General features: G+C 58.6%; 21 protein-coding genes and 1 pseudogene. 12 read left to right on the top strand and 10 right to left on the bottom strand.

Features of this window, described 5'->3' with window-relative positions:
* Positions 1 to 27 precede the first annotated feature (27 nt).
* From CKF42_RS15090 to yeiP, 5 genes are all read right to left on the bottom strand, one after another.
* On the bottom strand, positions 28 to 1,590 hold the full coding sequence (locus tag CKF42_RS15090) for a cyclic di-GMP phosphodiesterase (protein ID WP_111208545.1): 1,563 nt from the start codon (positions 1,588 to 1,590) through the stop codon (positions 28 to 30).
* Positions 1,591 to 1,811: 221 nt separating this feature from the next.
* Positions 1,812 to 2,387, bottom strand: coding sequence for a bifunctional murein DD-endopeptidase/murein LD-carboxypeptidase (gene mepS / locus CKF42_RS15085; protein ID WP_046102239.1), 576 nt, complete (start codon positions 2,385 to 2,387; stop codon positions 1,812 to 1,814).
* A gap of 514 nt (positions 2,388 to 2,901) precedes the next feature.
* Positions 2,902 to 3,609 carry a phosphatase PAP2 family protein gene (locus CKF42_RS15080; protein WP_111208544.1) on the bottom strand — a complete coding sequence of 236 codons (708 nt, stop codon included), beginning with the start codon at positions 3,607 to 3,609 and terminating at the stop codon, positions 2,902 to 2,904.
* Positions 3,610 to 3,651: 42 nt separating this feature from the next.
* Positions 3,652 to 4,626, bottom strand: coding sequence for a GTP-binding protein (locus tag CKF42_RS15075; RefSeq protein WP_046102237.1), 975 nt, complete (start codon positions 4,624 to 4,626; stop codon positions 3,652 to 3,654).
* 73 nt (positions 4,627 to 4,699) lie between these two features.
* Positions 4,700 to 5,272: an elongation factor P-like protein YeiP gene (gene yeiP, locus CKF42_RS15070; protein WP_009089138.1), complete on the bottom strand. Its 573-nt coding sequence runs from the start codon at positions 5,270 to 5,272 to the stop codon at positions 4,700 to 4,702.
* 163 nt (positions 5,273 to 5,435) lie between these two features.
* Here yeiP and CKF42_RS15065 point away from each other — a divergent pair, with 163 nt between their 5' ends.
* The 4 genes from CKF42_RS15065 to fruA all read left to right on the top strand — a co-directional run bounded on the left by CKF42_RS15065 (position 5,436) and on the right by fruA (position 9,762).
* Positions 5,436 to 5,690: a YkgJ family cysteine cluster protein gene (locus tag CKF42_RS15065; protein WP_009089140.1), complete on the top strand. Its 255-nt coding sequence runs from the start codon at positions 5,436 to 5,438 to the stop codon at positions 5,688 to 5,690.
* Between the two features lie 271 nt (positions 5,691 to 5,961).
* On the top strand, positions 5,962 to 7,092 hold the full coding sequence (gene fruB, locus CKF42_RS15060) for a fused PTS fructose transporter subunit IIA/HPr protein (protein ID WP_111208543.1): 1,131 nt from the start codon (positions 5,962 to 5,964) through the stop codon (positions 7,090 to 7,092).
* On the top strand, positions 7,089 to 8,027 hold the full coding sequence (gene fruK, locus CKF42_RS15055; RefSeq protein WP_009089145.1) for a 1-phosphofructokinase: 939 nt from the start codon (positions 7,089 to 7,091) through the stop codon (positions 8,025 to 8,027). The genes fruB and fruK overlap by 4 nt, the downstream gene beginning before the upstream one ends.
* A 16-nt stretch (positions 8,028 to 8,043) precedes the next feature.
* Positions 8,044 to 9,762, top strand: a complete 1,719-nt coding sequence (gene fruA, locus CKF42_RS15050) for a PTS fructose transporter subunit IIBC (protein ID WP_046102236.1) — start codon at positions 8,044 to 8,046, stop codon at positions 9,760 to 9,762.
* A 114-nt stretch (positions 9,763 to 9,876) separates the two neighbouring features.
* On the opposite strand, the gene nfo is transcribed toward fruA, so the two are convergent.
* Positions 9,877 to 10,722: a deoxyribonuclease IV gene (gene nfo, locus CKF42_RS15045; RefSeq protein WP_058956715.1), complete on the bottom strand. Its 846-nt coding sequence runs from the start codon at positions 10,720 to 10,722 to the stop codon at positions 9,877 to 9,879.
* A 51-nt stretch (positions 10,723 to 10,773) separates the two neighbouring features.
* The gene (locus CKF42_RS15040; protein ID WP_111208542.1) at positions 10,774 to 11,826 is read right to left on the bottom strand and encodes a YeiH family protein; all 1,053 of its coding nucleotides are present in this window, start codon (positions 11,824 to 11,826) and stop codon (positions 10,774 to 10,776) included.
* A gap of 106 nt (positions 11,827 to 11,932) precedes the next feature.
* Here CKF42_RS15040 and CKF42_RS15035 point away from each other — a divergent pair, with 106 nt between their 5' ends.
* The 5 genes from CKF42_RS15035 to CKF42_RS15015 all read left to right on the top strand — a co-directional run bounded on the left by CKF42_RS15035 (position 11,933) and on the right by CKF42_RS15015 (position 16,937).
* Complete coding sequence (locus tag CKF42_RS15035; RefSeq protein WP_046102233.1) at positions 11,933 to 12,298, top strand: YkvA family protein; 366 nt, start codon at positions 11,933 to 11,935, stop codon at positions 12,296 to 12,298.
* An 18-nt stretch (positions 12,299 to 12,316) separates the two neighbouring features.
* A complete protein-coding gene (gene yieE, locus CKF42_RS15030; protein ID WP_111208541.1) occupies positions 12,317 to 13,183 on the top strand; it encodes a DNA-binding transcriptional regulator YeiE in 867 nt (288 codons plus the stop codon).
* 116 nt (positions 13,184 to 13,299) lie between these two features.
* Positions 13,300 to 14,766 carry an amino acid permease gene (locus CKF42_RS15025; RefSeq protein ID WP_111208540.1) on the top strand — a complete coding sequence of 489 codons (1,467 nt, stop codon included), beginning with the start codon at positions 13,300 to 13,302 and terminating at the stop codon, positions 14,764 to 14,766.
* Positions 14,767 to 15,072: 306 nt separating this feature from the next.
* Positions 15,073 to 16,149: an iron ABC transporter permease gene (locus CKF42_RS15020; protein ID WP_111208539.1), complete on the top strand. Its 1,077-nt coding sequence runs from the start codon at positions 15,073 to 15,075 to the stop codon at positions 16,147 to 16,149.
* Entirely contained in the window at positions 16,149 to 16,937 is a 789-nt protein-coding gene (locus tag CKF42_RS15015; RefSeq protein WP_111208538.1) for an ABC transporter ATP-binding protein, read from the top strand. The genes CKF42_RS15020 and CKF42_RS15015 overlap by 1 nt, the downstream gene beginning before the upstream one ends.
* A gap of 71 nt (positions 16,938 to 17,008) precedes the next feature.
* Here CKF42_RS15015 and fghA read toward each other — a convergent pair whose 3' ends face one another.
* The 3 genes from fghA to CKF42_RS15000 form a co-directional block, all read right to left on the bottom strand.
* The gene (gene fghA / locus CKF42_RS15010; protein WP_111208537.1) at positions 17,009 to 17,851 is read right to left on the bottom strand and encodes an S-formylglutathione hydrolase; all 843 of its coding nucleotides are present in this window, start codon (positions 17,849 to 17,851) and stop codon (positions 17,009 to 17,011) included.
* A 12-nt stretch (positions 17,852 to 17,863) separates the two neighbouring features.
* Positions 17,864 to 18,988: an S-(hydroxymethyl)glutathione dehydrogenase/class III alcohol dehydrogenase gene (locus CKF42_RS15005; RefSeq protein ID WP_009089162.1), complete on the bottom strand. Its 1,125-nt coding sequence runs from the start codon at positions 18,986 to 18,988 to the stop codon at positions 17,864 to 17,866.
* Positions 18,989 to 19,079: 91 nt separating this feature from the next.
* Positions 19,080 to 19,991 (bottom strand): LysR family transcriptional regulator, encoded by a 912-nt coding sequence (locus CKF42_RS15000; RefSeq protein ID WP_033736177.1) that lies wholly within the window; start codon positions 19,989 to 19,991, stop codon positions 19,080 to 19,082.
* Positions 19,992 to 20,108: 117 nt separating this feature from the next.
* Here CKF42_RS15000 and CKF42_RS14995 point away from each other — a divergent pair, with 117 nt between their 5' ends.
* The 3 genes and pseudogenes from CKF42_RS14995 to CKF42_RS14985 form a co-directional block, all read left to right on the top strand.
* The gene (locus CKF42_RS14995) at positions 20,109 to 21,236 is read left to right on the top strand and encodes a YbfB/YjiJ family MFS transporter (protein ID WP_111208536.1); all 1,128 of its coding nucleotides are present in this window, start codon (positions 20,109 to 20,111) and stop codon (positions 21,234 to 21,236) included.
* 124 nt (positions 21,237 to 21,360) lie between these two features.
* Positions 21,361 to 22,026: a GTP cyclohydrolase I FolE gene (gene folE, locus CKF42_RS14990; protein ID WP_009089168.1), complete on the top strand. Its 666-nt coding sequence runs from the start codon at positions 21,361 to 21,363 to the stop codon at positions 22,024 to 22,026.
* Positions 22,027 to 22,076: 50 nt separating this feature from the next.
* Positions 22,077 to 22,298, top strand: a pseudogene (locus tag CKF42_RS14985) (hypothetical protein); the annotation flags it as partial.

Below are 22,298 nucleotides of genomic sequence, written 5' to 3'. Positions count from 1 at the left end.
TGTTCGGCTCCGCCCGGGCCAGACCGGTCAGGCGCGATGACGCTGAAAATAGTCTATCAGCGTTTCCGGCCGCAGCGGGCGACTAAAGATATAACCCTGCAGGTGAGTCACGCCGCGATTGATCAGCCACGCCGCCTGTTCGCCCGTTTCCACGCCCTCGGCCACGCTTTTCAGGTTCAGCTTTTTTGCCAGCTGCAGCACGGTATCCAGCACCGGCGAGGTCAGCGTCTCGGTGCCGATACTCTGCACAAAGCCGCGATCGATTTTCAGGTAATCAAAGGCGTAGCGCTCCAGATAGATCAGTGCGCTGTGTCCGGTGCCGAAGTCATCAATGGCGATGCGGATCTGCTGCTGATGCAGCCAGTCAAACAGCTCGCCGACATTTTCGTCGCGCACCATGACGCGTTCGGTAATCTCGAACACATAATTAAAGTGGCCGGCCGGCATGCTCTCAAGCCAGTTCAGGACATCCTGACGGAAGCTGCGGTCGGCCAGGTGCAGGGGCGAAATGTTGAGGCTGAGACTGGCATAACGGGGAACGGTGTGACAGAGCAGGTGCGCATCGCGGGAAACCAGCTGAAACAGATGGCGGGTCAGTGGAACAATCAGGTTTTGCGACTCGGCATACTGAATAAAGACATCGGGCGGAATCGGGCCTTCCGTCGGGTGCGTCCAGCGCAGCAGTGCCTCCATGCCATAAGGCTGACTATCGTGAGAAGTAACCAGCGGCTGATACTCCACGTGAAACTCGCCCCGCTTCATGCCCCGAATCAGCTCTCTGCCCGGACGCTGATAGTGGGCGAGCAGCAGCCAGCAGCCACCTGAAACCAGCAGTGACAGCAGCAGACCACTCAGCAGAATGTTCTGATAATCGCTGAAGGCGAGGGTGGAACCGTAGAGAACAAACTGCAGCGGATAGCCTTCCAGCGACCGCTGAAGCAGCGGTGTCGGCAGGTTCTCATTCTCCGTTACGCCATGCTGCCAGCTGGTCAGGGCACTGTGCTGTGCCACCAGAGCCATACCGGTAATCTCCGGATGCCAGGAGGCCATCAGCTGATAGGGGGCCAGGCTGATGTTGAGTGTCGCGAAAACGCCGGTCTGCAGATTGCCGGGATTCTTCACCCACAGGGCCAGGGCCGGTTTATCCGGCTGCAACGGCGTGCCCGGCATCAGCTGCAGATCGGTATCGCGCGAGATATCACTCTGGGGCGAAATCACATTGATCGGCAGACTGAAACTGCCGGTGGCTGAGGAGCAAAAGGCATTGCCATTATTCACCAGCAGGATGGCACGAAGATTCCCGGCAAAGGCGGCGCGTGAGGTCAGTTCACGATTGATGGTGTGGCAGGCATTATGGGTAAACGGGAGCAGGGGACTGAGGGTGCTGTTATACAGGCTGGCGAGCGTTTGCTGTAGTGCCGACCGGCTGTGCTCCAGCAGGCGCTGATGTTGCCGCTCGCGCTTATGCCAGGTGTGATGAATCGCCAGCAGCGTGAACAGGAGAAAGAATAGGCCGCCGACCATCGCGCTACGCCATGCGATTCGGTGAGGATAGGTGGCATGGCGCTGTAGCGCCCCCGACAGTGGCATGAGGAGCTTCCCCTGATCAAATTATTATTATGTTAATGCACACGACTGCTTCGGTTTAAGCGACCGAGAATATAACGAGAATGCCGGAGATGTCTCGTTATTAATCTGAAATACAATGCTTTTATCTGCTATGGCGAAGGCGGATAAAATAAAAGACGAAAAAAAACGCTGCGTAAGCAGCGTTTCATGTTCTCTGGCTGAGAGAAAATCGAATCTGAGGATCAGGACGGGTTACGACTCAGTACCCGGCGCCCTTCACGGTAACGCTTTTTCCAGTAGTCATCATTCAGACTGGAGATCATGACGCCACTGCTGGTTGAGGCATGAACGAAGTTATCGTTGCCCAGATAGATCCCGACATGACGACCGGTTGAACCTGCGCGGAACATCACCAGATCGCCCGGACGCAGTTTACTGCGGGTAATCTCTCTGCCGGTGTCCTGCTGCTCAGAGGTGGAGCGGGGTAATTCCAGGCCAAACTGATCGCGGAAGGTACGTTGTACAAAGGCGGAACAGTCGATTCCGCGTTTGGTGTCGCCACCGAGACGATAGCGCACACCTTTCCAGACGGCGTATTGTTCCATGATGCGCGACTTAACGTCGACATTACGCACCATTTCTTCAAACTCATCCTGAGACGCCTGAAGTAAAAAACCATTCTGGTTGTTAACTTCATGATTCTCGTTATTCGCGTTTTGACTGCTATGGGTACTGCTACAAGCTGAGAGGAGGGTTGCCAGCGCCAGTGCGGGCACAATCCGCAAAATATATCTCAGTATTGGTTGAGACTTGACCATTATTCGGGTTTTCCTTCGATGTCCTTACGACAGAATTGTCGCCAGCCAGATAACAAAACAGGGAGATTAATAAGCGAGACAGACTAAGACAAATCCTTAATGACTAAAATGTGTTAATGGACACATTTTTTCACGGTAAAAATCCGAATTTTCTGCCGCTAATGCCTCACAGGGACTGAGGTTAACTGATTACACACGCCGTGGCGAGTGCTTTTAATCAATTTTATATAGGTTTTTTTGATGTGAAATCAAACCGTAACACGCTGACTAATTTAGCAACAATTATGGGGAAATGATGGCGATAACAAGCGGTAAAAGGGGCGCCAATTCGGCGCATAGAAACGGATTCTGGAATTTTCTTTATTGACAGCGGCGGGTGACGACTATTTAACCACCTGGCGGGGTCATAACCTTTTCCTCTCGCTATTTTAATTAGCAGACTAATAATGATGAGCTGTTTTTTATTAGCGCGGGCAGTTAACATCCTGTCAAATAAACCGACCGCGCTTAACATTTACCTCACGGGCTTATATTTTCCCGGTAATTTGCGATAAAACCAGTTAACCAGCGCGTCACTGGCAGGGGTTAAAAGCCACCAGCTCAGACCCACCAGAACCACGGACAGCGATCCCACGGCAATATCGGTAAACCAGTGCGCCCCGGCCATGACGCGCGGCAGAGAAAATAGCACCACAATTGCCAGCGCGATTAAAAAACGGCTGAAACCAAAATAACGCCAGATAAAGCAGGCGAAAATAATCAGCATCATGCCGTGGTCGCCAGGGAAGCTGTCTTTCGACGCATCTTTGGCGGGAATGCCGGTCAGCTCACTGACGCGATGCACGTTTTCGAAGAAGAGGGTCGGGCTGGAGTGTTTCACCGGCAGCAGATGCCCCAGCTGATTCAGCACCACGGCAGTCAGCAGCATGGTGATACCGATAGCCAGCATCCGGCGGCGTGCCTGAGGCGCTTCATGTCGCCAGATCGACAGATACAGCAGGCCCATCGCCAGCAGTGACACCACATCAAAGCCACGGAAGTTGGTGATGGCGACGATCAGCGCAAACAGCGGATGGGTCACCATCTGATTATTGAAGCCATAAAAAATGGATTTATCGATGCCGAACCAGAAGCCATGCTGAGGCGGCAGATACCACGAAAGAAAGAGCACGACGCCCAGGGCATTCAGCAGCAGGATAGTAATAAGACGAATTGCGCGCATAAGTAAGCTCAATTAAAAAAATAACCGCCGACAATACCTCTGTTAGCGTAAACGGCACTTCAACAACGCCGATTGTAGCCGATTCCAGTCAGCCTGCTCAGAATGAATAATCTCGATGCGGCTGTCAGGTGGTGTGGCGGCGAGTGTCTCACTCTGCAACTCTTTTGCCTGACGGTTAATACGCATTGTGCCTTCGCGGATGCGCATCACGCCTTTGATCCGATCCACCGGCGCCTGCCGGACCCACTCCAGCAGCGCAGCGGCGTCAAACAACGTGTCACCATCAAACAGCCAGCCGCAGGCGCTATAGCCCTGTCCGTGGTTCAGCGCCCGCCGCCAGCGCGCCGCCCCTTCCAGCTGTAAGGCGGCCAGACCGCTCGCCGGTTTCGTCGTGTGAGGGTGATGGTGGTGTGGCAGGGGGAGTTCACGTGGCTGGCGCGGCGTATCAAGCAGGCCGGAGGGAATCCGGCCAAACTCGGTCGCTATCACCGGTCGTGGCGGCTGCATCTGCTGCTGCCAGTCAGTCAGACGCTGACGATCTTCGTCCTCCCAGCAGTCGCGCTTATTGGCAATAATGATGTCGGCGGCGGCCAGCTGGTCGCGGAAGTTCTCATCGGCGACCACGCGCGGGTCGGCAAGCTGGCGCGCATCGAGTAGCGTCAGGGTGGCATTGAGTTGCAGCCACGACTGATAGACCGGCGCGCTGAGCATCTCCAGCACCTGGCGCGGATGCCCCAGGCCGGTCGGCTCTATCAGCAACCGGTCAGGCCTGCTCTTCAGCAGCATATTCAGCCCGACCTGCATGGGCAGGCCATTGACGCAGCAGAGACAGCCGCCAGGGATCTCTTTCAGCGTCGCGCCGCGATCCGCCAGCAGCGCGCCATCAATGCCGATTTCGCCAAATTCATTGACCAGCACGGCCCACTGTTCGCCTGCGGGCCTGGCGGCCAGCAGATGGCAGAGCAGGGTGGTTTTTCCGCTGCCTAAAAAACCGGTGATGAGATTAACGCGCGTCATGGGAAAAGCTCCTGCCGGGATAGCGTGATAATGTAATACTATAACATTATCACGATCGGTTTCCCGCCCTCGCTTACTCGGCGCGCCCCATATAGCGACGTTCGGCAATATGGATGCGGATGCGGTCACCGTTGCTCAGGTATTCCGGCACCTGAATCGAGAGGCCGGTGCTCATTCCGGCGGGTTTGGTGCGGGCGCTGGCTGAAGCACCTTTGATGCCCGGCGAAGTTTCAACGATCTCCATATCGACCGTCTGAGGCAGTTCCAGTGCCAGCACCTGGCCTTCCATCGTCAGCACATGGATACCCGGAATGCCTCCTTCCGGAATAAACAGCAGCTCTTCTTCGATCTGATCGCGTTTGAAGGTGTAGGGGGTGTAGTCTTCGTCATCCATAAAGATATATTCGTCACCATCTATATAAGAGAAGGTCACGCTGCGACGGCTGAGCGAAATCGCATCAATGATCTCGTCGCCCTTAAAGCGCTCTTCAACTTTTAAACCGGTGCGGACATCGGTAAAGCGCATCTTATAGAGGGTGGCGGCACCGCGTGCGCTGGGGCTCTGGACATCAATGTCCTTAACCAGCAGCAGTTTACCGTTGTGCGTGACGGCCATCCCTTTTTTGATTTCGTTAGCTTTTGGCATTGCTGTTCTCGCTATCTTGAGAGTGAAGTGCGCGCAACGTTACTCGCGCCGGTGAAAACTGGCAATATCACGGGTGCGAAATTTTGCGTCAGGCCGCTGCACTCATGGTAATTGTCGCGCCGGACTGCTATTGTCGCCGCGACTTTCTTTGCCGGAGCTCAGCATGCAATGCCGTAGCCAGTGCGGTGCCTGTTGCACGGCACCCTCTATCTCATCCCCCATCCCCGGTATGCCCGACGGCAAGCCCGCCAACACCCCCTGCATTCAGCTTGATGCGCTGCTGCGCTGTAAACTCTTTGGTTCGCCCCTGCGTCCCGCCGTCTGTTCCGGGCTGCAGCCGCAAGCGAGCATGTGCGGCGACTCGCGCGAGCAGGCGATGACCTGGTTGCTGCAGCTGGAAGCGGATACGGCCCCCTGAGGCGCTGACGCAGCTGACGTTTTTCTGACGGCGCGGTTGCCTTACAGCAACAGCTTCAGCCGGATCGGCCTTTCTGCCTCACAACCGTCATGAAATGTGCGTAACATCAAAAATCTGCTACGCCGTTTGCGCATTTTCTTGCCTGCAGAATCGCGCTGTACCACAATCCCTGAAACGTTTCAGCGGTGGTCCGGCAACCTGTCCCTGACAGTGCGACGCAAAAATCTCCCCACCGGCTGAAACGATTCAATCTCAGCAAGCGAGGAGAATTATGTTCCAGCTCGAATTGCAGGCTATCCATACCGGAGCCAGCGCCCAGAATAAAGAAGAGGCCATTCGTCAGGTCGCTGCCGCGTTAACCGCGGCGGGCAATGTGACTGAAGGGTATGTCAACGGCATGCTGGCGCGCGAACAGCAAACCTCCACCTTTCTCGGTAACGGCATCGCTATCCCTCATGGCACCACAGACACCCGCGATCTGGTGCTGAAAACCGGCGTTCAGGTGTTTCAGTTCCCGCAGGGCATTGCCTGGGGTGACGATCAGACCGCCTATGTCGCCATCGGCATTGCCGCGAAGTCTGATGAGCATCTGGCGCTGCTGCGTCAGCTGACCCACGTTCTGAGCGATGACTCCGTTGCCGAACAGCTGAAAACCGCCTCTGCTGAAGATCTTCGTGCGTTGCTGATGGGCGAGAAACAAGCCGCCGAATTCAGCTTCGACACCGCATTAATTACCCTTGATGTCGCGGCCAGCGACCTGATCACCTTACAGGCGATGAACGCCGGTCGTCTGCAATCCGCTGGCGTTGTGGATGCCAGCTATGTGGCGGATGTGGTTTCAGCCTCCCCGCTGAATCTGGGGCAGGGCATCTGGCTCAGCGACAGCAGCCTGGGCAACCTGCGCAGTGGCGTGGCGATCAGCCGTGCTGCCCATCCCTTCGACCATCAGGGCGAATCGGCTGCGATGCTGATCAGCGTCTCGGCAACCGATGAACGTCCGCTGGAGGTGCTGGGTTACCTGAGCGCCTTACTGCAGCAGGGGAAAGCCGAACGTCTGCTGAAAGCGGATGCCGCAGGCGTTTATGCGCTGCTGACCAGCGAAGTCGATGAGCAGGCTGACGTGCTGACCGCTGAATTCACCATCCGCAACGAACATGGCCTGCATGCCCGTCCGGGCACGGCGCTGGTCAGCGTCATCAAGCAGTTCAACAGCGAGATCACCGTGACCAACCTCGACGGCAGCGGTAAACCTGCCAATGGTCGCAGCCTGATGAAAGTGGTGGCGCTGGGCGTGAAGAAAGGGCATCGCCTGCGCTTTACCGCCAGCGGCGATGATGCTCAGCAGGCGCTGAACGCCATTGAAGAGGCGATCAGCAGTGGTCTGGGCGAGGGGGCAGCATGAGCAGACGTGTCGCCACCATTACGCTGAATCCGGCGTATGACCTGGTGGGCTATACCCCTGAAATTGAACGCGGCGAAGTCAATCTGGTGAAAACCACCGGACTGCATGCGGCGGGCAAGGGCATTAACGTCGCCAAAGTCCTGAAAGATCTGGGCATTGACGTGACCGTCGGCGGCTTCCTGGGCAAAGAGAATCAGGATGGCTTCCAGCAGCTGTTCAGCGAGCTGGGTATTGCTAACCGTTTTCAGGTGGTGCCAGGCCGCACCCGCATCAACGTAAAACTTACCGAACAGACCGGCGATGTGACCGATCTGAATTTCTCCGGTTTTCAGGTGACGGGTCAGGACTGGGATCGCTTCACCACCGACTCCCTGACCTGGCTGGGCCAGTTCGATATGGTCTGCGTCAGCGGCAGCCTGCCGGAAGGGGTCGATCACGACGCCTTTACCCGCTGGATGACCGAACTGCGCACCCACTGCCCGTGCATCATCTTTGACAGCAGCCGTGAGGCGCTGGTGGCAGGACTGAAAGCCGCCCCGTGGCTGGTGAAGCCTAACCGCCGTGAGCTGGAGATCTGGGCCGGTCGCAAACTGCCGACGCTGCAGGATGTGATTGGTGCCGCGCACGAACTGCGCGAGCAGGGCATCGCCCATGTGGTGATTTCACTGGGCGCAGAAGGGGCGCTGTGGGTCAACGCCTCCGGCGAATGGATTGCCAAACCCCCGGTCTGCGATGTGGTCAGCACCGTGGGTGCCGGCGACTCAATGGTGGGCGGCCTGATTTATGGTCTGCTGATGCGCGAGTCCAGCGAGCATACGCTGCGTCTTGCCACTGCCGTGGCGGCGATGGCCGTCAGCCAGAGTAATGTTGGTGTATCCGATCGAACTCAGTTGGCCGCCATGATGGCGCGTGTCGACTTACAACCCGTTAACTGACAGCAGGAGAGCGATAATGAAAACGCTGCTGATAAAAGACCCTACACTGGGACTGGCTTCCGCTTACATGGCGCAACAGCGCCTGGCTGCTGCGGCAGCTGCTGCGGGCCTGACCCTGACTGAAAACCCTGCCGATGCTGAACTGGTGATTGTGCTGGGTAAAAACGTGCCGGACGACGCGGCGCTGAACGGCAAAGCGCTCTGGCAGGGCGATGTCCAGCTGGCCGTCCGTGAGCCGGAAACCTTTCTGAACCGCGCGAAAGCAGAAGCCAGGACATGGCAGTCGCAGGCTGCGGTGGCGACACCGGCGGGCGCATCTGCTGCGGCTCCGGCTCAGGCTGGCGCGCAGAAACGTGTGGTTGCCGTTACCGCCTGTCCGACCGGCGTGGCGCACACCTTTATGGCGGCTGAGGCGATTCAGGCCGAAGCAACCCGTCGCGGCTGGTGGGTGAAAGTTGAAACCCGCGGTTCAGTCGGGGCCGGTAACGCCATTACCCCGGAAGAAGTGGCAGCAGCCGATCTGGTGATCGTGGCCGCCGATATCGAAGTCGACCTGGCGAAATTTGCCGGTAAGCCGATGTACCGCACCTCAACCGGACTGGCGCTGAAGAAAACCGCCCAGGAACTGGATAAAGCGGTAGCCGAAGCGAAGCCTTATAAAGCGGCTGCCAGCGGACAGAGCAACGCCAGCGCAGAAGAGGAGAAAAAGCAGGGCGGCGCAGGGGCGTATCGTCATCTGCTGACCGGCGTCTCCTATATGCTGCCGATGGTGGTCGCAGGCGGTCTGAGCATCGCACTCTCATTTGCCTTTGGTATCACCGCATTTAAAGAGCCGGGCACGCTGGCGGCTGCCCTGATGCAAATCGGTGGTGGTAGCGCCTTTGCCCTGATGGTGCCGGTACTGGCGGGCTTTATCGCCTTCTCCATCGCTGACCGTCCGGGTCTGACCCCGGGTCTGATTGGCGGTATGATCGCTACCAGCATCAACGCCGGCTTCTTAGGCGGTATTATCGCGGGCTTCATTGCCGGTTATGCGGCGAAGCTGATCAGCGGCAAAGTTAAACTGCCGCAGAGTATGGAAGCGCTGAAACCGATACTGATTATTCCGCTGTTTGCCAGTCTGATTACCGGCCTGCTGATGATCTACGTGGTAGGCAAACCGGTTGCGGGCATCATGAACGGTCTGACCCACTGGCTGGCGAACATGGGCACCGCGAACGCGGTTCTGCTGGGCGCGATTCTGGGCGGCATGATGTGTACTGACATGGGTGGTCCGGTGAACAAGGTGGCTTACGCGTTTGGCGTTGGCTTACTGAGCTCGCAGACGTATGCCCCGATGGCCGCCATCATGGCCGCCGGCATGGTGCCACCGCTGGCGATGGGTGTGGCCACGCTGGTTGCGCGTCGTAAGTTCAACAAAGGTCAGCAGGAAGGGGGCAAAGCGGCGCTGGTTCTGGGTCTCTGCTTTATCTCTGAAGGTGCGATTCCGTTCGCGGCCCGCGACCCGATGCGTGTTCTGCCTTGCTGCATCGTGGGTGGCGCGGTGACCGGTGCCATCTCCATGGCGATTGGCGCGAAACTGATGGCGCCGCACGGTGGACTGTTCGTTCTGCTGATCCCTGGTGCGATTACCCCGGTACTCGGTTATCTGATGGCGATCGTCATCGGCACCGCGATTGCGGGTCTAAGCTACGCGGTACTGAAACGTCCGGAAGAGCAACTGGCGAAAGCCTGATACGCGGAAGTGAAATAAACAGGGAGCCAGATGGCTCCCTGTTTGCTTTGATAAGGTACCTGCTTCCCTCGCTTTGATGTCATCACCGTCTGGAAAGCCTTCAGGCTCCTTTTCCTAGGCCTGCTGTTCGGCTTTCAGCCACGCAATCTCATCTTTCCAGATATCGGGATTGATGGTTTCCAGAATCAGCGGGATGCCATCGAAGCGGGGATCTTTCATCAGCCAGCTGAACACCGTCCTGCCGATATTTCCTTCTCCCAGACTGTGATGGCGGTCAACGCGGCTGTCGAAGGCGCTCTTGGCGTCGTTCAGGTGCATGCCACGCAGATACTGAAAACCGACGATGCGCTCAAAGCTGGCAAAGGTCGCTTCGCAGTCTGCCTCGGTACGCAGATCATACCCGCCGGCAAACGCATGGCAGGTATCAATGCAGACCCCGACACGCGATTTGTCTTCGACATGCTCAATAATGGTGGCGAGATGCTCGAACCGGAAGCCCAGATTACTGCCCTGACCGGCCGTATTTTCGATGACGGCGGTAACGTTCTGCGTCTGGTCGAGCGCGACATTGATCGACTCGGCGATGCGCTTCAGGCAGCTCTCCTCATCGATCTGATGCAGATGGCTGCCGGGGTGGAAGTTCAGCAGCGTCAGCCCCAGCTGGTCAGCACGCCGCAGTTCATCAATGAAGGCCGCGCGGGATTTCTCCAGCGCCTCCTCAACCGGATGGCCCAGGTTAATCAGAAAACTGTCGTGCGGCAGGATCTGCTGTGATGTGAAGTGATAAGTCTCGCAGGCGGCGCGAAAAGCATCAATGACCTCAGTGGTCAGCGGGGCGGCCTTCCACTGACGCTGATTTTTAGTAAAGAGGGCGAAGGCGGTGGCTTCTAATTCATGGGCGCGGATCACGGCCTGATCCACTCCCCCTGCCGCACTGACGTGTGCGCCAATATATTTCATGCCTTTCTCCTGGGGCTATGCACGGATGAAACGGCATGATACCCGATGCGGTTAGCCCATGAAATGTTGCACCAGCAGATTGATCGTGCCACCGCCTGCGATTAGCCAGCCAAAGACCAGCGCACCCAGCAGCAGGGGTTTAACGCCCGCTTCACGCAGCGCGCTGAAACGGGTGGTTAAGCCCAGCGCGGCCATCGCCATCGCCAGCAGCAGGCCAGCCAGCTGATTCAGTGAGGCCACCAGCGCAGCAGGCAGCAGCTGCAGCGAGTTAAACAGCGCGACCGCAATAAACAGTAAGGCAAACCAGGGAAAGGTCACCGGCTGACGGGCGCCGCCCTGACGCCCGCCGCGCAGCATCGTCCCCAGGCAGAGCAGGAATGGGGCCAGCATCATCACCCGCAGCATCTTGGCAATAACCGCGCTGTTTTCGGCTTCCGGGCTGATACTGTGTCCGGCTGCTACCACCTGCGCCACTTCATGAATCGTGGACCCGGTGAAAACGCCAAACTGTGCAGCACTCAGAGCCGGAAACAGATGATGCGCCAGCGGCCAGAGCAGGGGATAGATGAAGATCGCCAGCGTGCCGAACAGCACCACGGTCGCGATGGCCACCGCGACTTTCGACGGCGCGGCTTTGACCACCGGCTCGGTCGCCAGCACCGCTGCCGCACCGCAGATGCTGCTGCCTGCCCCGATCAGCCAGACGGTTTCGCGATCCAGCTTCAGTAACCGGATACCCAGCAGACAGGTGATAAAGAAGGTGCTGCTCAGGGTCAGCGCATCGATCAGGATGCCGCTGACGCCGACATCGGCAATCTGCTGTAAAGTAATACGAAAGCCAAACAGGATAATCCCGAGCCGCAGCAGCTTCTGCTTCGCCAGCGCGACGCCGCTGTCGCAGTGTGACGAGAGAGGGGAACAGACGCTATTCCCGACCACGATGCCCAGCATGATCGCCAGCGTCAGTGAACCCAGTCCCAGCCCAGCGATTAACGGCTGTTGCGCCAGCCAGTTCGCCGCAGCGGCGAGCGCGGCGGTCAGCAGCAGACCGGGAAACAGGCGCACAACGGGATAGTGCGTTTTAACGATGCTCAGTTCGGCCATAAGGGTCACTCCTCTTCAGTGAGTGTCGATCATGGCGCGCACTGGCTTAAAAGTGAAATTGATAATATATTTATAATCAACCGGAATAAACGATAAGGCCGACATTATGAGCGTTTTGCGTCTGCGCCGCTGGGCAACGCTGATCAAGAGGGATGTGCTGGTACTCTGGTTCGCCTTTCGCGATCCGCGCACGCCCTGGTGGAACAAGCTGGGCATGCTGGGCCTGGTCGCCTATGGCGTCAGCCCGATCGATTTCATCCCGGATGTGATCCCGTTTGTGGGACTGCTGGATGACGCGGTCATCATCCCGACCGGTGTTATGCTGCTGCTGCGCCTGCTGCCGCGTGAGGTGCGCATCAGCAGCAGCGAAAGGGCCGCATCCCGGCGTTCCCGCGGCAAAAAAATCGCAGGCTGGCTGGTGGTGGTGGGGCTGATCTGGCTGGCGCTGATCATCTATCTCGTCAGACATTAACAGACTTAAGGATCGACCATGCACATTACGCTGCGGCAAATCGAAGTCTTTACCGAAGTGCTCAAGAGTGGCTCGACGACCCAGGCGTCGCAGCTGCTGGCGCTGTCGCAGTCGGCGGTCAGCGCGGCGCTGGCCGATCTGGAGAGTCAGCTTGGGGTTCAGCTCTTTGATCGGGTCGGTAAACGACTGGTGCTGAACGAGCATGGCCGCCTGCTTTATCCCCGCGCCGTGGGTCTGCTGGAGCAGGCGGGGGAGATTGAGCAGCTGTTCAAAGAGGACAACGGGGCCATCCGCATCTTCGCCAGCAGCACCATCGGTAACTATCTGCTGCCGGGCATGATGGCGGCCTGGCGACGCGATTTTCCCGGCCTGCCGCTGGAGCTGAGCGTGGGCAACAGTCAGGATGCGATTCAGGCGGTCTCCGACTTCCGCGTCGATGTCGGCCTGATTGAGGGGCCGTGCCATATGACCGAACTGGTCAGTGAACCCTGGCTGGAGGATGAGCTGGTGGTGTTTGCCGCGCCGGATGCGCCTGTTCTGCAGCAGCCGGTCACCCTGAAAACGCTGGCTGACGCCCCCTGGATCCTGCGCGAACGCGGCTCCGGCACCCGTGAAATCGTCGATTATCTGCTGCTGTCTCATCTGCCGAGCTTTCAGCTGGGGATGGAGCTCGGCAACTCTGAAGCGATTAAACATGCGGTGCGCCACGGCATGGGGATCAGCTGCCTGTCGCGCCGGGTGATCGCCGATCTGCTGGAGGCGGGAACGTTGATCGAACTGACGATTCCGCTGCCGCGCCTGACCCGGACGCTCTATCGCATCCATCACCGGCAGAAGCATATTTCCAAAGCGCTGACGCGCTTTTTATCCTACTGCCGTGAGTGACCGCTAATAATTCGGGCGCGATCATGAACTTAACTAATAACAGCGTGGCTCCGCTATACAGAGGCGAGCTGGCTGCTACAATCTCGCCTCATTTTTACCCTTCGTAGCGTTTACACATGCATAATGACTCAAATACAACACAACAACCTGCGTTACAGCGTGCACTAAAAGCACGTCATCTCACCATGATCGCCATCGGCGGCTCCATCGGAACCGGCCTGTTTGTCGCATCGGGTGCCACTATTGCTCAGGCCGGACCCGGCGGAGCACTTCTCTCCTATATGCTCATCGGTCTGATGGTCTATTTCCTGATGACCAGCCTGGGTGAACTGGCGGCCTTTATGCCCGTGTCCGGGTCGTTTGCCACCTACGGCGCAAAATATGTCGAAGAGGGCTTTGGTTTCGCACTCGGCTGGAACTACTGGTACAACTGGGCGGTGACCATCGCGGTTGATCTGGTGGCGTCACAGCTGGTGATGAATTACTGGTTCCCCGACACGCCAGGCTGGATCTGGAGCGCGCTGTTCCTGGGCCTGATGTTCCTGCTCAACTACATCTCCGTCAAAGGCTTTGGTGAAGCGGAATACTGGTTCTCGCTGATCAAAGTGGCCACCGTGGTGATTTTTATCGTGGTTGGCGTGCTGATGATCACCGGCATTATGCGCGGTGCAGAACACGCGGGCTGGCATAACTGGCAGGTGGGCGAAGCGCCGTTTGCAGGCGGTTTTGCGGCGATGATCGGCGTGGCGATGATTGTGGGATTCTCCTTCCAGGGCACCGAGCTGATCGGTATCGCGGCGGGCGAATCTGAAGATCCGGCAAAAAATATTCCGCGTGCGGTGCGGCAGATCTTCTGGCGTATCCTGCTGTTTTACGTCTTCGCGATTCTGATTATCAGCCTGATCCTGCCGTACACCGATCCCAAGCTGCTGCACAATGACATCAACGATATCAGCGTCAGCCCGTTCACCTTGGTGTTCCAGAATGCCGGTCTGCTGTCAGCGGCGGCGGTGATGAATGCGGTGATCCTGACGGCCGTGCTGTCGGCGGGAAACTCCGGCATGTACGCCTCAACCCGTATGCTTTACAACCTGGCCTGTGAAGGCAAAGCGCCGCGGATTTTCGCCAGACTCTCTAAAGGCGGCGTGCCGCGTAATGCACTCTGGGCGACGACGGTGGTGGCGGGACTCTGCTTCCTGACCTCGAAATTTGGCAATCAGGAGGTTTACCTCTGGCTGCTGAATACCTCAGGCATGACCGGTTTTATCGCCTGGCTCGGTATCGCGATCAGTCACTACCGCTTCCGTCGCGGCTATGTCGCTCAGGGACATGACCTGAACGCGCTGCCTTACCGCTCCGGCTTTTTCCCGCTGGGTCCGATTTTCGCCTTTGTGCTCTGCCTGATCATCACGCTGGGTCAGAACTATCAGGCGTTTCTCAATGACACCATCGACTGGTACAGCGTAGCGGCCACCTACATCGGCCTTCCGCTGTTCCTGATCATCTGGTTCGGCTACAAGCTGACGCGCGGCAGCCGTTTCGTGAAGTACAGCGAGATGGAGTTCCCGGTTCATAAAGATTAGTTCTGTGCGCTGACTCCTGCGCACGGTGCCTGCCGCAGTTCTGGCAGGCCGCAGGAATCGTGAAGCGATGGGAGCCTGTGCCTGTAGCAAAGCATAGCGGGCCAGGGATGGTCCGCGCTGAGCCCGCCAGGGATGGCGGGTTTTGCGTCTTTGCGAAAGGCACAGGCTCCCTGAGCCATTCTCCCGCCTGCAACACCGTTTTTTACCCTTTTTTCACGTCTCGCTTATCTTCACGAATTGATAATTATTATCACCTGCACTATTGTGGCTGCGTTTTCTGACAGGATAGCCACACAGGGTTAAAACATGACTACCGAAACTTCGCTGCTGGCGGGAGAAGAGACGCGTCAGCACAGCATGCATAGCTACCACCTGGTGCTGCGTCGCCGCGTCATCTGGATCGGCGTGCTGCTGCTGGCCATCATCGCCTCGCTGGTCCTCGACTTCACGCTGGGTCCGGCCGGACTCTCGCTGGAGACGCTGTGGAATACGCTGCTCAGTCCCGACAGCGTCGACGCCGGAACCCGCGTCATCGTCTGGGACATCCGTCTGCCCTATGCCCTGATGGCGATTGTGGTGGGCCTGTCGCTCGGCCTCGCGGGCGCAGAAATGCAGACCATTCTGAATAACCCGCTGGCCAGCCCCTTTACCCTTGGTGTCTCCTCGGCGGCGGCATTTGGTGCCGCGCTGGCCATTATCCTCGGCATCGGCATCCCCGGCATTCCTGACCAGTGGTTGATCTCCGCCAACGCCTTCGTTTTTGCGCTGTTTGCCGCCCTGATGCTGGACGGCATCACCCGCTGGACCCAGGTCTCCTCGGCGGGCGTGGTGCTCTTCGGCATTGCACTGGTCTTTACCTTCAACGCGCTGGTCTCCATGATGCAGTTCATCGCCAGCGAAGATACCCTGCAGGGGCTGGTTTTCTGGACCATGGGCAGCCTGGCGCGCGCCTCCTGGGAGAAGCTGGGCGTCCTGACCGTGGCGCTGGCGGTCCTGGTGCCGTTCTCCATGATGAGCAGCTGGAAGCTGACGGCGCTGCGGCTGGGTGAGGATCGGGCGGTCAGCTTTGGCATTGACGTGCGTCGTCTGCGTCTGGCGACGCTGCTGCGCATCAGTATTCTCTCGGCGCTGGCCGTGGCCTTTGTCGGGCCGATTGGCTTTATCGGCCTGGTGGCTCCCCATATTGCCCGCATGATGTTTGGTGAAGATCACCGCTTCTATCTGCCAGCCAGCGCGCTGGTCGGAGCGCTGGTGCTGTCGCTGGCCTCGGTCGCGTCGAAAAACCTGCTTCCGGGCGTGATCATCCCGGTCGGCATCGTCACCTCACTGATTGGCGTGCCGTTCTTCCTGAGTATTATTCTGCGTCACCGGGGGACAGTGTGATGGAACAGGGTCTGACGTTACGCGGCTTCAGTGCCGGTTACCCAAAACATAAGGTGATTGAGAATCTCAACGTGGCGCCGCTGCCGCGTGGGGAGATCACCGTGCTGCTGGGGCCCAACGGCTGCGGCAAATCGACGCTGCTGCGGACCCTGGCCGGACTGAACAAAGGGCAGGGCGAAATGTGGCTCAACGGCGAGGATCTCATGACTCAGCCGTTTGCCCGCCGGGCGAAGAACGTGGTCTATCTGCCGCAGTCCCTGCCTGCAGGCGTGCATCTGCATGTGCTGGAGTCGATCATTGTGGCACAGCGCGCCTCCGGCGGCCTGCACAGCGCCAGCAGCGAAGCCGAAATCATGCACCTGCTGGAGCAGCTGGGCATTGCCCATCTGGCGATGCGCTATCTCGATCAGCTCTCCGGCGGACAGAAGCAGTTAGTCGGGCTGGCACAGTCGCTAATCCGTCGCCCTGAGCTGCTGCTGCTGGATGAACCGCTGAGCGCGCTGGATCTCAACTACCAGTTTCATGTGATGGATCTGGTGCGGCGCGAAACCGCCCTGCGCAACATCGTCACGGTGGTGGTGGTGCATGATATCAATATTGCGCTGCGCCATGCGCAGCATGCGCTGATGCTGAAACAGGGGGCACTGGTGGCGCAGGGGCAGCCGGATAAGGTGATTACGCCCGCGACCCTTGCGAAAGTCTATGGCGTCGATGGACGAATCGAGCACTGCTCGCGCGGCATTCCGCAGGTGATGATTGATGGCCTGACCGGTCCGGCGCTGGTCTGACACAACGGCGGGCCGTTACCGGCCCGGCATCGTGCAAAAAAGTTCAGGGCCGCAGTTGCGGCCCTGATTTTTTACGCCAGAAGATGCTGCGCGTGGAAGCGCAGGTGATCTTCCACAAAACTGGCGATAAAGAAGTAGCTATGGTCATAGCCCGGCTGAATGCGCAGCGTCAGCGGGAATCCCACCTCACTGGCCACGCTTTCCAGCCGCTCCGGTTGCAGCTGGTCGGCCAGGAACTGATCGCTGTCGCCCTGGTCGATCAGGATCGGCAGACGATGCGCCACCTCCGCCATCAGCTGACAGCTGTCATATTCCCGCCAGGCCGCCGGGTCATCGCCCAGATAGGCCTGAAACGCTTTCTGACCCCACGGCACCTGCATCGGGTTTACAATCGGTGCGAAAGCCGACGCCGAAGCAAAGCGGTTGCCCAGACGCAGCGCCAGCATCAGCGCACCGTGTCCGCCCATGGAGTGACCCATGATCGACTGACGTTCGCTGACCTTAAAGTTATCCGCAATCAGCGCAGGTAACTCGCTGCTCAGGTAGTCGAACATGCGGAAATGCGCGGCCCAGGGCTGCTGGGTGGCATTGAGATAAAATCCCGCTCCCTGACCCAGATCGTAGCCCTCATCGTTGGCCACCTCATCGCCGCGCGGGCTGGTGTCCGGCATAATCAGCACCAGACCTAGTTCCGCCGCCACCCGCTGCGCGCCCGCTTTGGTGGTGAAGTTCTCGTCGTTGCAGGTCAGCCCGGCCAGAAACCAGACCACCGGTGGCGGCGCATCGCCCTGCGGTTCAGGCAGATAGATGCTGAAGGTCATCGGGCAGTTCAGCACGGCCGACGCATGACGCCAGCGCTGCTGCCAGCCGCCAAAAATACGGTGTTCTTCCAGTAGTTCCAGAGTGGATGCCATAACGCCTCCTGATTACCTGTTGAAATGCACAACCGAGCGGATCGATTTTCCTTCGTGCATTAAATCAAAGGCGTCGTTGATCTCTTCCAGCGGCATTGTGTGGGTGATGAAGTCGTTCAGGGCAAATTTACCGTCAAGGTAATCCTGCACGATACCCGGCAGCTGTGAGCGGCCTTTCACGCCACCGAAGGCGGAGCCGCGCCAGACGCGCCCGGTCACCAGCTGGAACGGACGGGTAGAGATCTCTTCACCGGCACCGGCTACACCGATAATCACGGACTCGCCCCAGCCTTTATGGCAGCACTCCAGCGCGGAACGCATGACGTTGACGTTGCCGATACATTCAAAGGAGAAATCCACGCCGCCATCGGTCAGCTCAACAATCACCTCCTGAATCGGCTTATCGTAATCTTTCGGGTTGATCAGGTCAGTGGCGCCCAGCTTGCGCGCCAGGTCGAATTTGCTGGTATTGATGTCGATGGCGATGATGCGGCCGGCTTTCGCCATTTTGGCACCGATAACGGCCGACAGGCCAATGCCGCCGAGGCCGAAAATCGCCACGGTGTCGCCTTCTTTCACTTTGGCGGTGTTCATGACCGCGCCCATGCCGGTGGTGACGCCACAACCCAGCAGGCACACTTCTTCCAGCGGCGCTTCTTTACTGATTTTAGCCAGTGAGATCTCCGGAACGACGGTGTACTCCGAGAAGGTCGAGGTGCCCATATAGTGGAAAATCGGTTTGCCATCTTTAAAGAAGCGGGTGGTGCCATCCGGCATCAGACCTTTGCCCTGGGTCGCACGGATCGCCTGACAGAGGTTGGTTTTACCCGACAGACAGTACTTACACTTGCCGCACTCCGGAGTGTAAAGCGGGATGACATGGTCACCCACTTCCACGCTGGTCACGCCTTCACCTACGGCTTCCACGATGCCGCCGCCTTCATGGCCCAGGATCGCCGGGAAGACGCCTTCCGGATCGGTGCCGGAGAGGGTGTAGGCATCGGTATGGCAGACGCCGGTCGCGACGATACGCACCAGGACTTCGCCTTTCTGCGGTGGCATCAAATCCACTTCTTCAATTTTCAGCGGTTCGCCAGCAGCCCAGGCAACGGCGGCACGGGTTTTGATCATTTTCATGCAATCCCTCTTCCAGTCAGATTGTGACGCACGGTGGCGCCAGGTGGTCGTGATTAATCAGAGCCAGGCTCTTAAACATAGCGTGGAACGCTTATTCCGCCGCCTGTAAGGGGTAGATCAGCTCATCATTGAGCGGCCGATCGTCAAATTTTTCGATAATCAGGTACTTCAGCGCCTCCACGTTGGGAGTAAAGGCGTCCCGTCGCCACATCAGCCAGGTGGCCGTATTGCGATAAGCAGGGGGGAGGGTGTGCGCCTGCACCCGTGAACGGTCCGGCATCTGTTTCAGCACCGAGGCCGGGATCATGGCGACGCCCGCACCGCCCGCCACGCAGGCCAGCATGGCGTGATAGGACTGAATCTCCATCACATTGTCCGGCGCGGTCTGGCTATCGCGATACCAGCTCTCCAGCTTCACCCGATAAGAGCAGCTGTTGCGGAAAGCAAACAGGGTATCGTCCTGCACGTCGCGGGCGGTGGTGATAGGGGCATGATCCAGACCGGTAATCAGCACCATCTCCTCACGAAACGCGATGCAGCCGTTCAGGTCATCATGCGCCACCGGGCCATCCACCAGCGCAGCCGCCAGGGTGCCTTCACGCACCCGATCGATAATTTCGCCCGAGGTGCCGGTAATCAGCGAGAGGGCAACACCGGGAAAGCGCTGGTGATAGGCGGCCAGTAAACCGGGCAGGCGGGTGGCGGCGGTGCTCTCCATCGAGCCGAGCGCAAAGTTACCCGCCGGTTCACCGGTGCGGGTCATGCTCAGCGCTTCTTCACTCAGGGCCAGAATGCGCTGCGCATAATTGAGGAAGTTATGGCCCATCGGTGACAGGCGAATGCGCTGCTTCTCACGAATAAAGAGGTCCACACCCAATTCTTCTTCCAGCTGACGCAGCCGCGTGGTGAGATTAGAGGGGACGCGATGCAGCTGTTCGGCGGCGCGTGCCAGGGAACCCGTTTCGGCGACGGAACAGAACATACGTAGTTGTACTAAATCCATATCTTCTCTTCCTGTAAACAAGTTGGTCATGATTATTCACTTTTCGTGAGTGTAAACATCCTGCAAGCTGTTAGCAAGTCAGAAAAGATCCCAGCCCGAAACCACAGGAGTTCAGCCATGGCGTTACGCGTCGCGCTCAGCGCGTTTTTAACTTTGTTTGTCGCGATGGGTATTGGCCGGTTTGCCTTTACGCCGCAGGTGCCACTGATGATTCAGGCGCACCAGCTGACCCTCACCAGCGCCAGCCTGGTGGCCGCACTCAATTATCTTGGCTATCTCTGTGGCTCGTTCGATGCCATGCGGGCGCACAAGCGGGTGGAGCTGCGCCTGACGGCGGGCATATGGGGCGCGGTGATCCTGACGCTGCTCTCGGCCTGGGCCAGCGGGCCGTGGCTGCACGGGGCCATTCGTTTCCTGATCGGCTGGGCCAGTGGCTGGGCGATGGTGCTGGTGGCCGCCTGGAGCAATGAACAGCTGCATCGCCATGGCCGGGCGGGGCTGTCGGCGGCCGTGTTTGCCGGGCCAGGCTGCGGCATCTTTGTCAGCGGTCTGCTGGGGGTGGCGCTGCACACGCTGCAGGTCTCCGCGGGGCTGGCCTGGGCCGCCTATGGCGCACTGGCGCTGCTGCTGGTGGCGCTGATTGCCCGTAATCTGCCCCGGCGTGGCGAGCTGCATCGCCCCGATAAGGCCCCGGAGCCGCTGGTGCTGGACCGCAACCTTAAACGGCTGGTGCTGAGCTACAGTCTGGCGGGCTTTGGCTATATTCTGCCTGCCACCTTCCTGTCGCAGATGGCTGCCGCACGTTTTCCGGATGGCGCATTCGCCCAGTTTGTCTGGCCGATTTTTGGTGGCGCAGCGATGGTGGGGATCCTGCTGGGCATCCTCACGCGCAACCGGGGGCGCAGCCACGTCCGTCTGGCGCTGGTGCTCTGGGCGCAGGCGTTAGGGGTCTTTGCGGCGGCGCTGCTGCCGGGTTTCAGCGGCCTGCTGGTGGGCGCATTGCTGGTCGGCGGCGGCTTTCTCAGCGTGGTGCAGCTGTCGCTGCTCTGCGCGCGTGAGCTGGCCCCCAATCATCTGCGCTATATGGCTGGCCTGCTGACCACCGGCTATGCCGTGGGACAACTGGTGGGCCCGCTGCTTTCGTTTCTCTCCACCGCCTTTTTACACCGGCTGGAACCCGCCCTGTGGGTGGCCGGCGCGAGCCTTATCTGGGCGGGCCTGCTGGTCTGGCGGCGGAGCCGATAAACGCTTTCTTCACCAATCTGATTGATTGCTGGATTCCCCGCAAAGAAAGTTTCACAATACGCGCCTGATTACAGGGCCCGCCGCAACAGCCGACGGGCGCAACACCCAGCCGGAGAAGAGTACGATGAGCACCCTAAGTCAGGAAGCTGCCCTGGTTCATGAAGCGCTGCTGGCGCGTGGCCTGGAAACGCCATTACGCGCACCGACACGCGACATTGATGACAACACGCGCAAGAGCCTGATTGCCGGGCACATGACCGAAATCATGCAGCTGCTGAATCTGGATCTTGAAGATGACAGCCTGATGGAAACCCCGCATCGCATCGCGAAGATGTATGTGGATGAGGTCTTTTCCGGTCTCGATTACGCCAACTTCCCGAAAATCACCGTCATTGAAAACAAGATGAAGGTGGATGAGATGGTGACCGTGCGTGACATCACCCTGACCAGCACCTGTGAACACCACTTTGTGATTATCGATGGTAAAGCGACCGTCGCCTATATTCCCAAAGATAAGGTAATTGGCCTGTCGAAAATTAACCGCATCGTGCAGTTTTTTGCACAGCGCCCGCAGGTGCAGGAGCGTCTGACACAGCAGGTACTGGTTGCCCTGCAGACCCTGCTTGGCACCAACAACGTGGCCGTTTCCATTGATGCGGTGCATTACTGCGTGAAAGCGCGCGGCGTGAAGGATGCCACCAGCGCGACCACCACCACCTCACTGGGCGGCCTGTTCAAGTCCAGTCAGAATACCCGCCAGGAATTTTTGCGCGCGGTACGTCATAGTTGAGTTAACGGCGGGCGCATAATGCTGCCCGCCTCAATGGGGCAGGGTGCCGCATGCAACGCTATCACGCGCTGGATTTTATTCGAGGCTGTGCCATTCTCGGCATTCTGCTGCTCAATATCGTCGGCTTTGGTCTGCCCTCTGCGGCCTACCTGAATCCGGCCTGGCAGGGGAGTGTCACCCTCGCTGACGCCTGGACATGGGCCCTCTCCGATACCTTTGCCCAGCTCAAATTCCTTACGCTGTTTGCGCTGCTGTTTGGTGCCGGTCTGCAG

The organism is Pantoea sp. ARC270, assembly GCF_003236725.1.
Lineage (GTDB): Bacteria > Pseudomonadota > Gammaproteobacteria > Enterobacterales > Enterobacteriaceae > Pantoea > Pantoea anthophila.
Note: the sequence above shows the minus strand (reverse complement) of the source record. Positions and strands in the feature narration are given on the sequence as shown.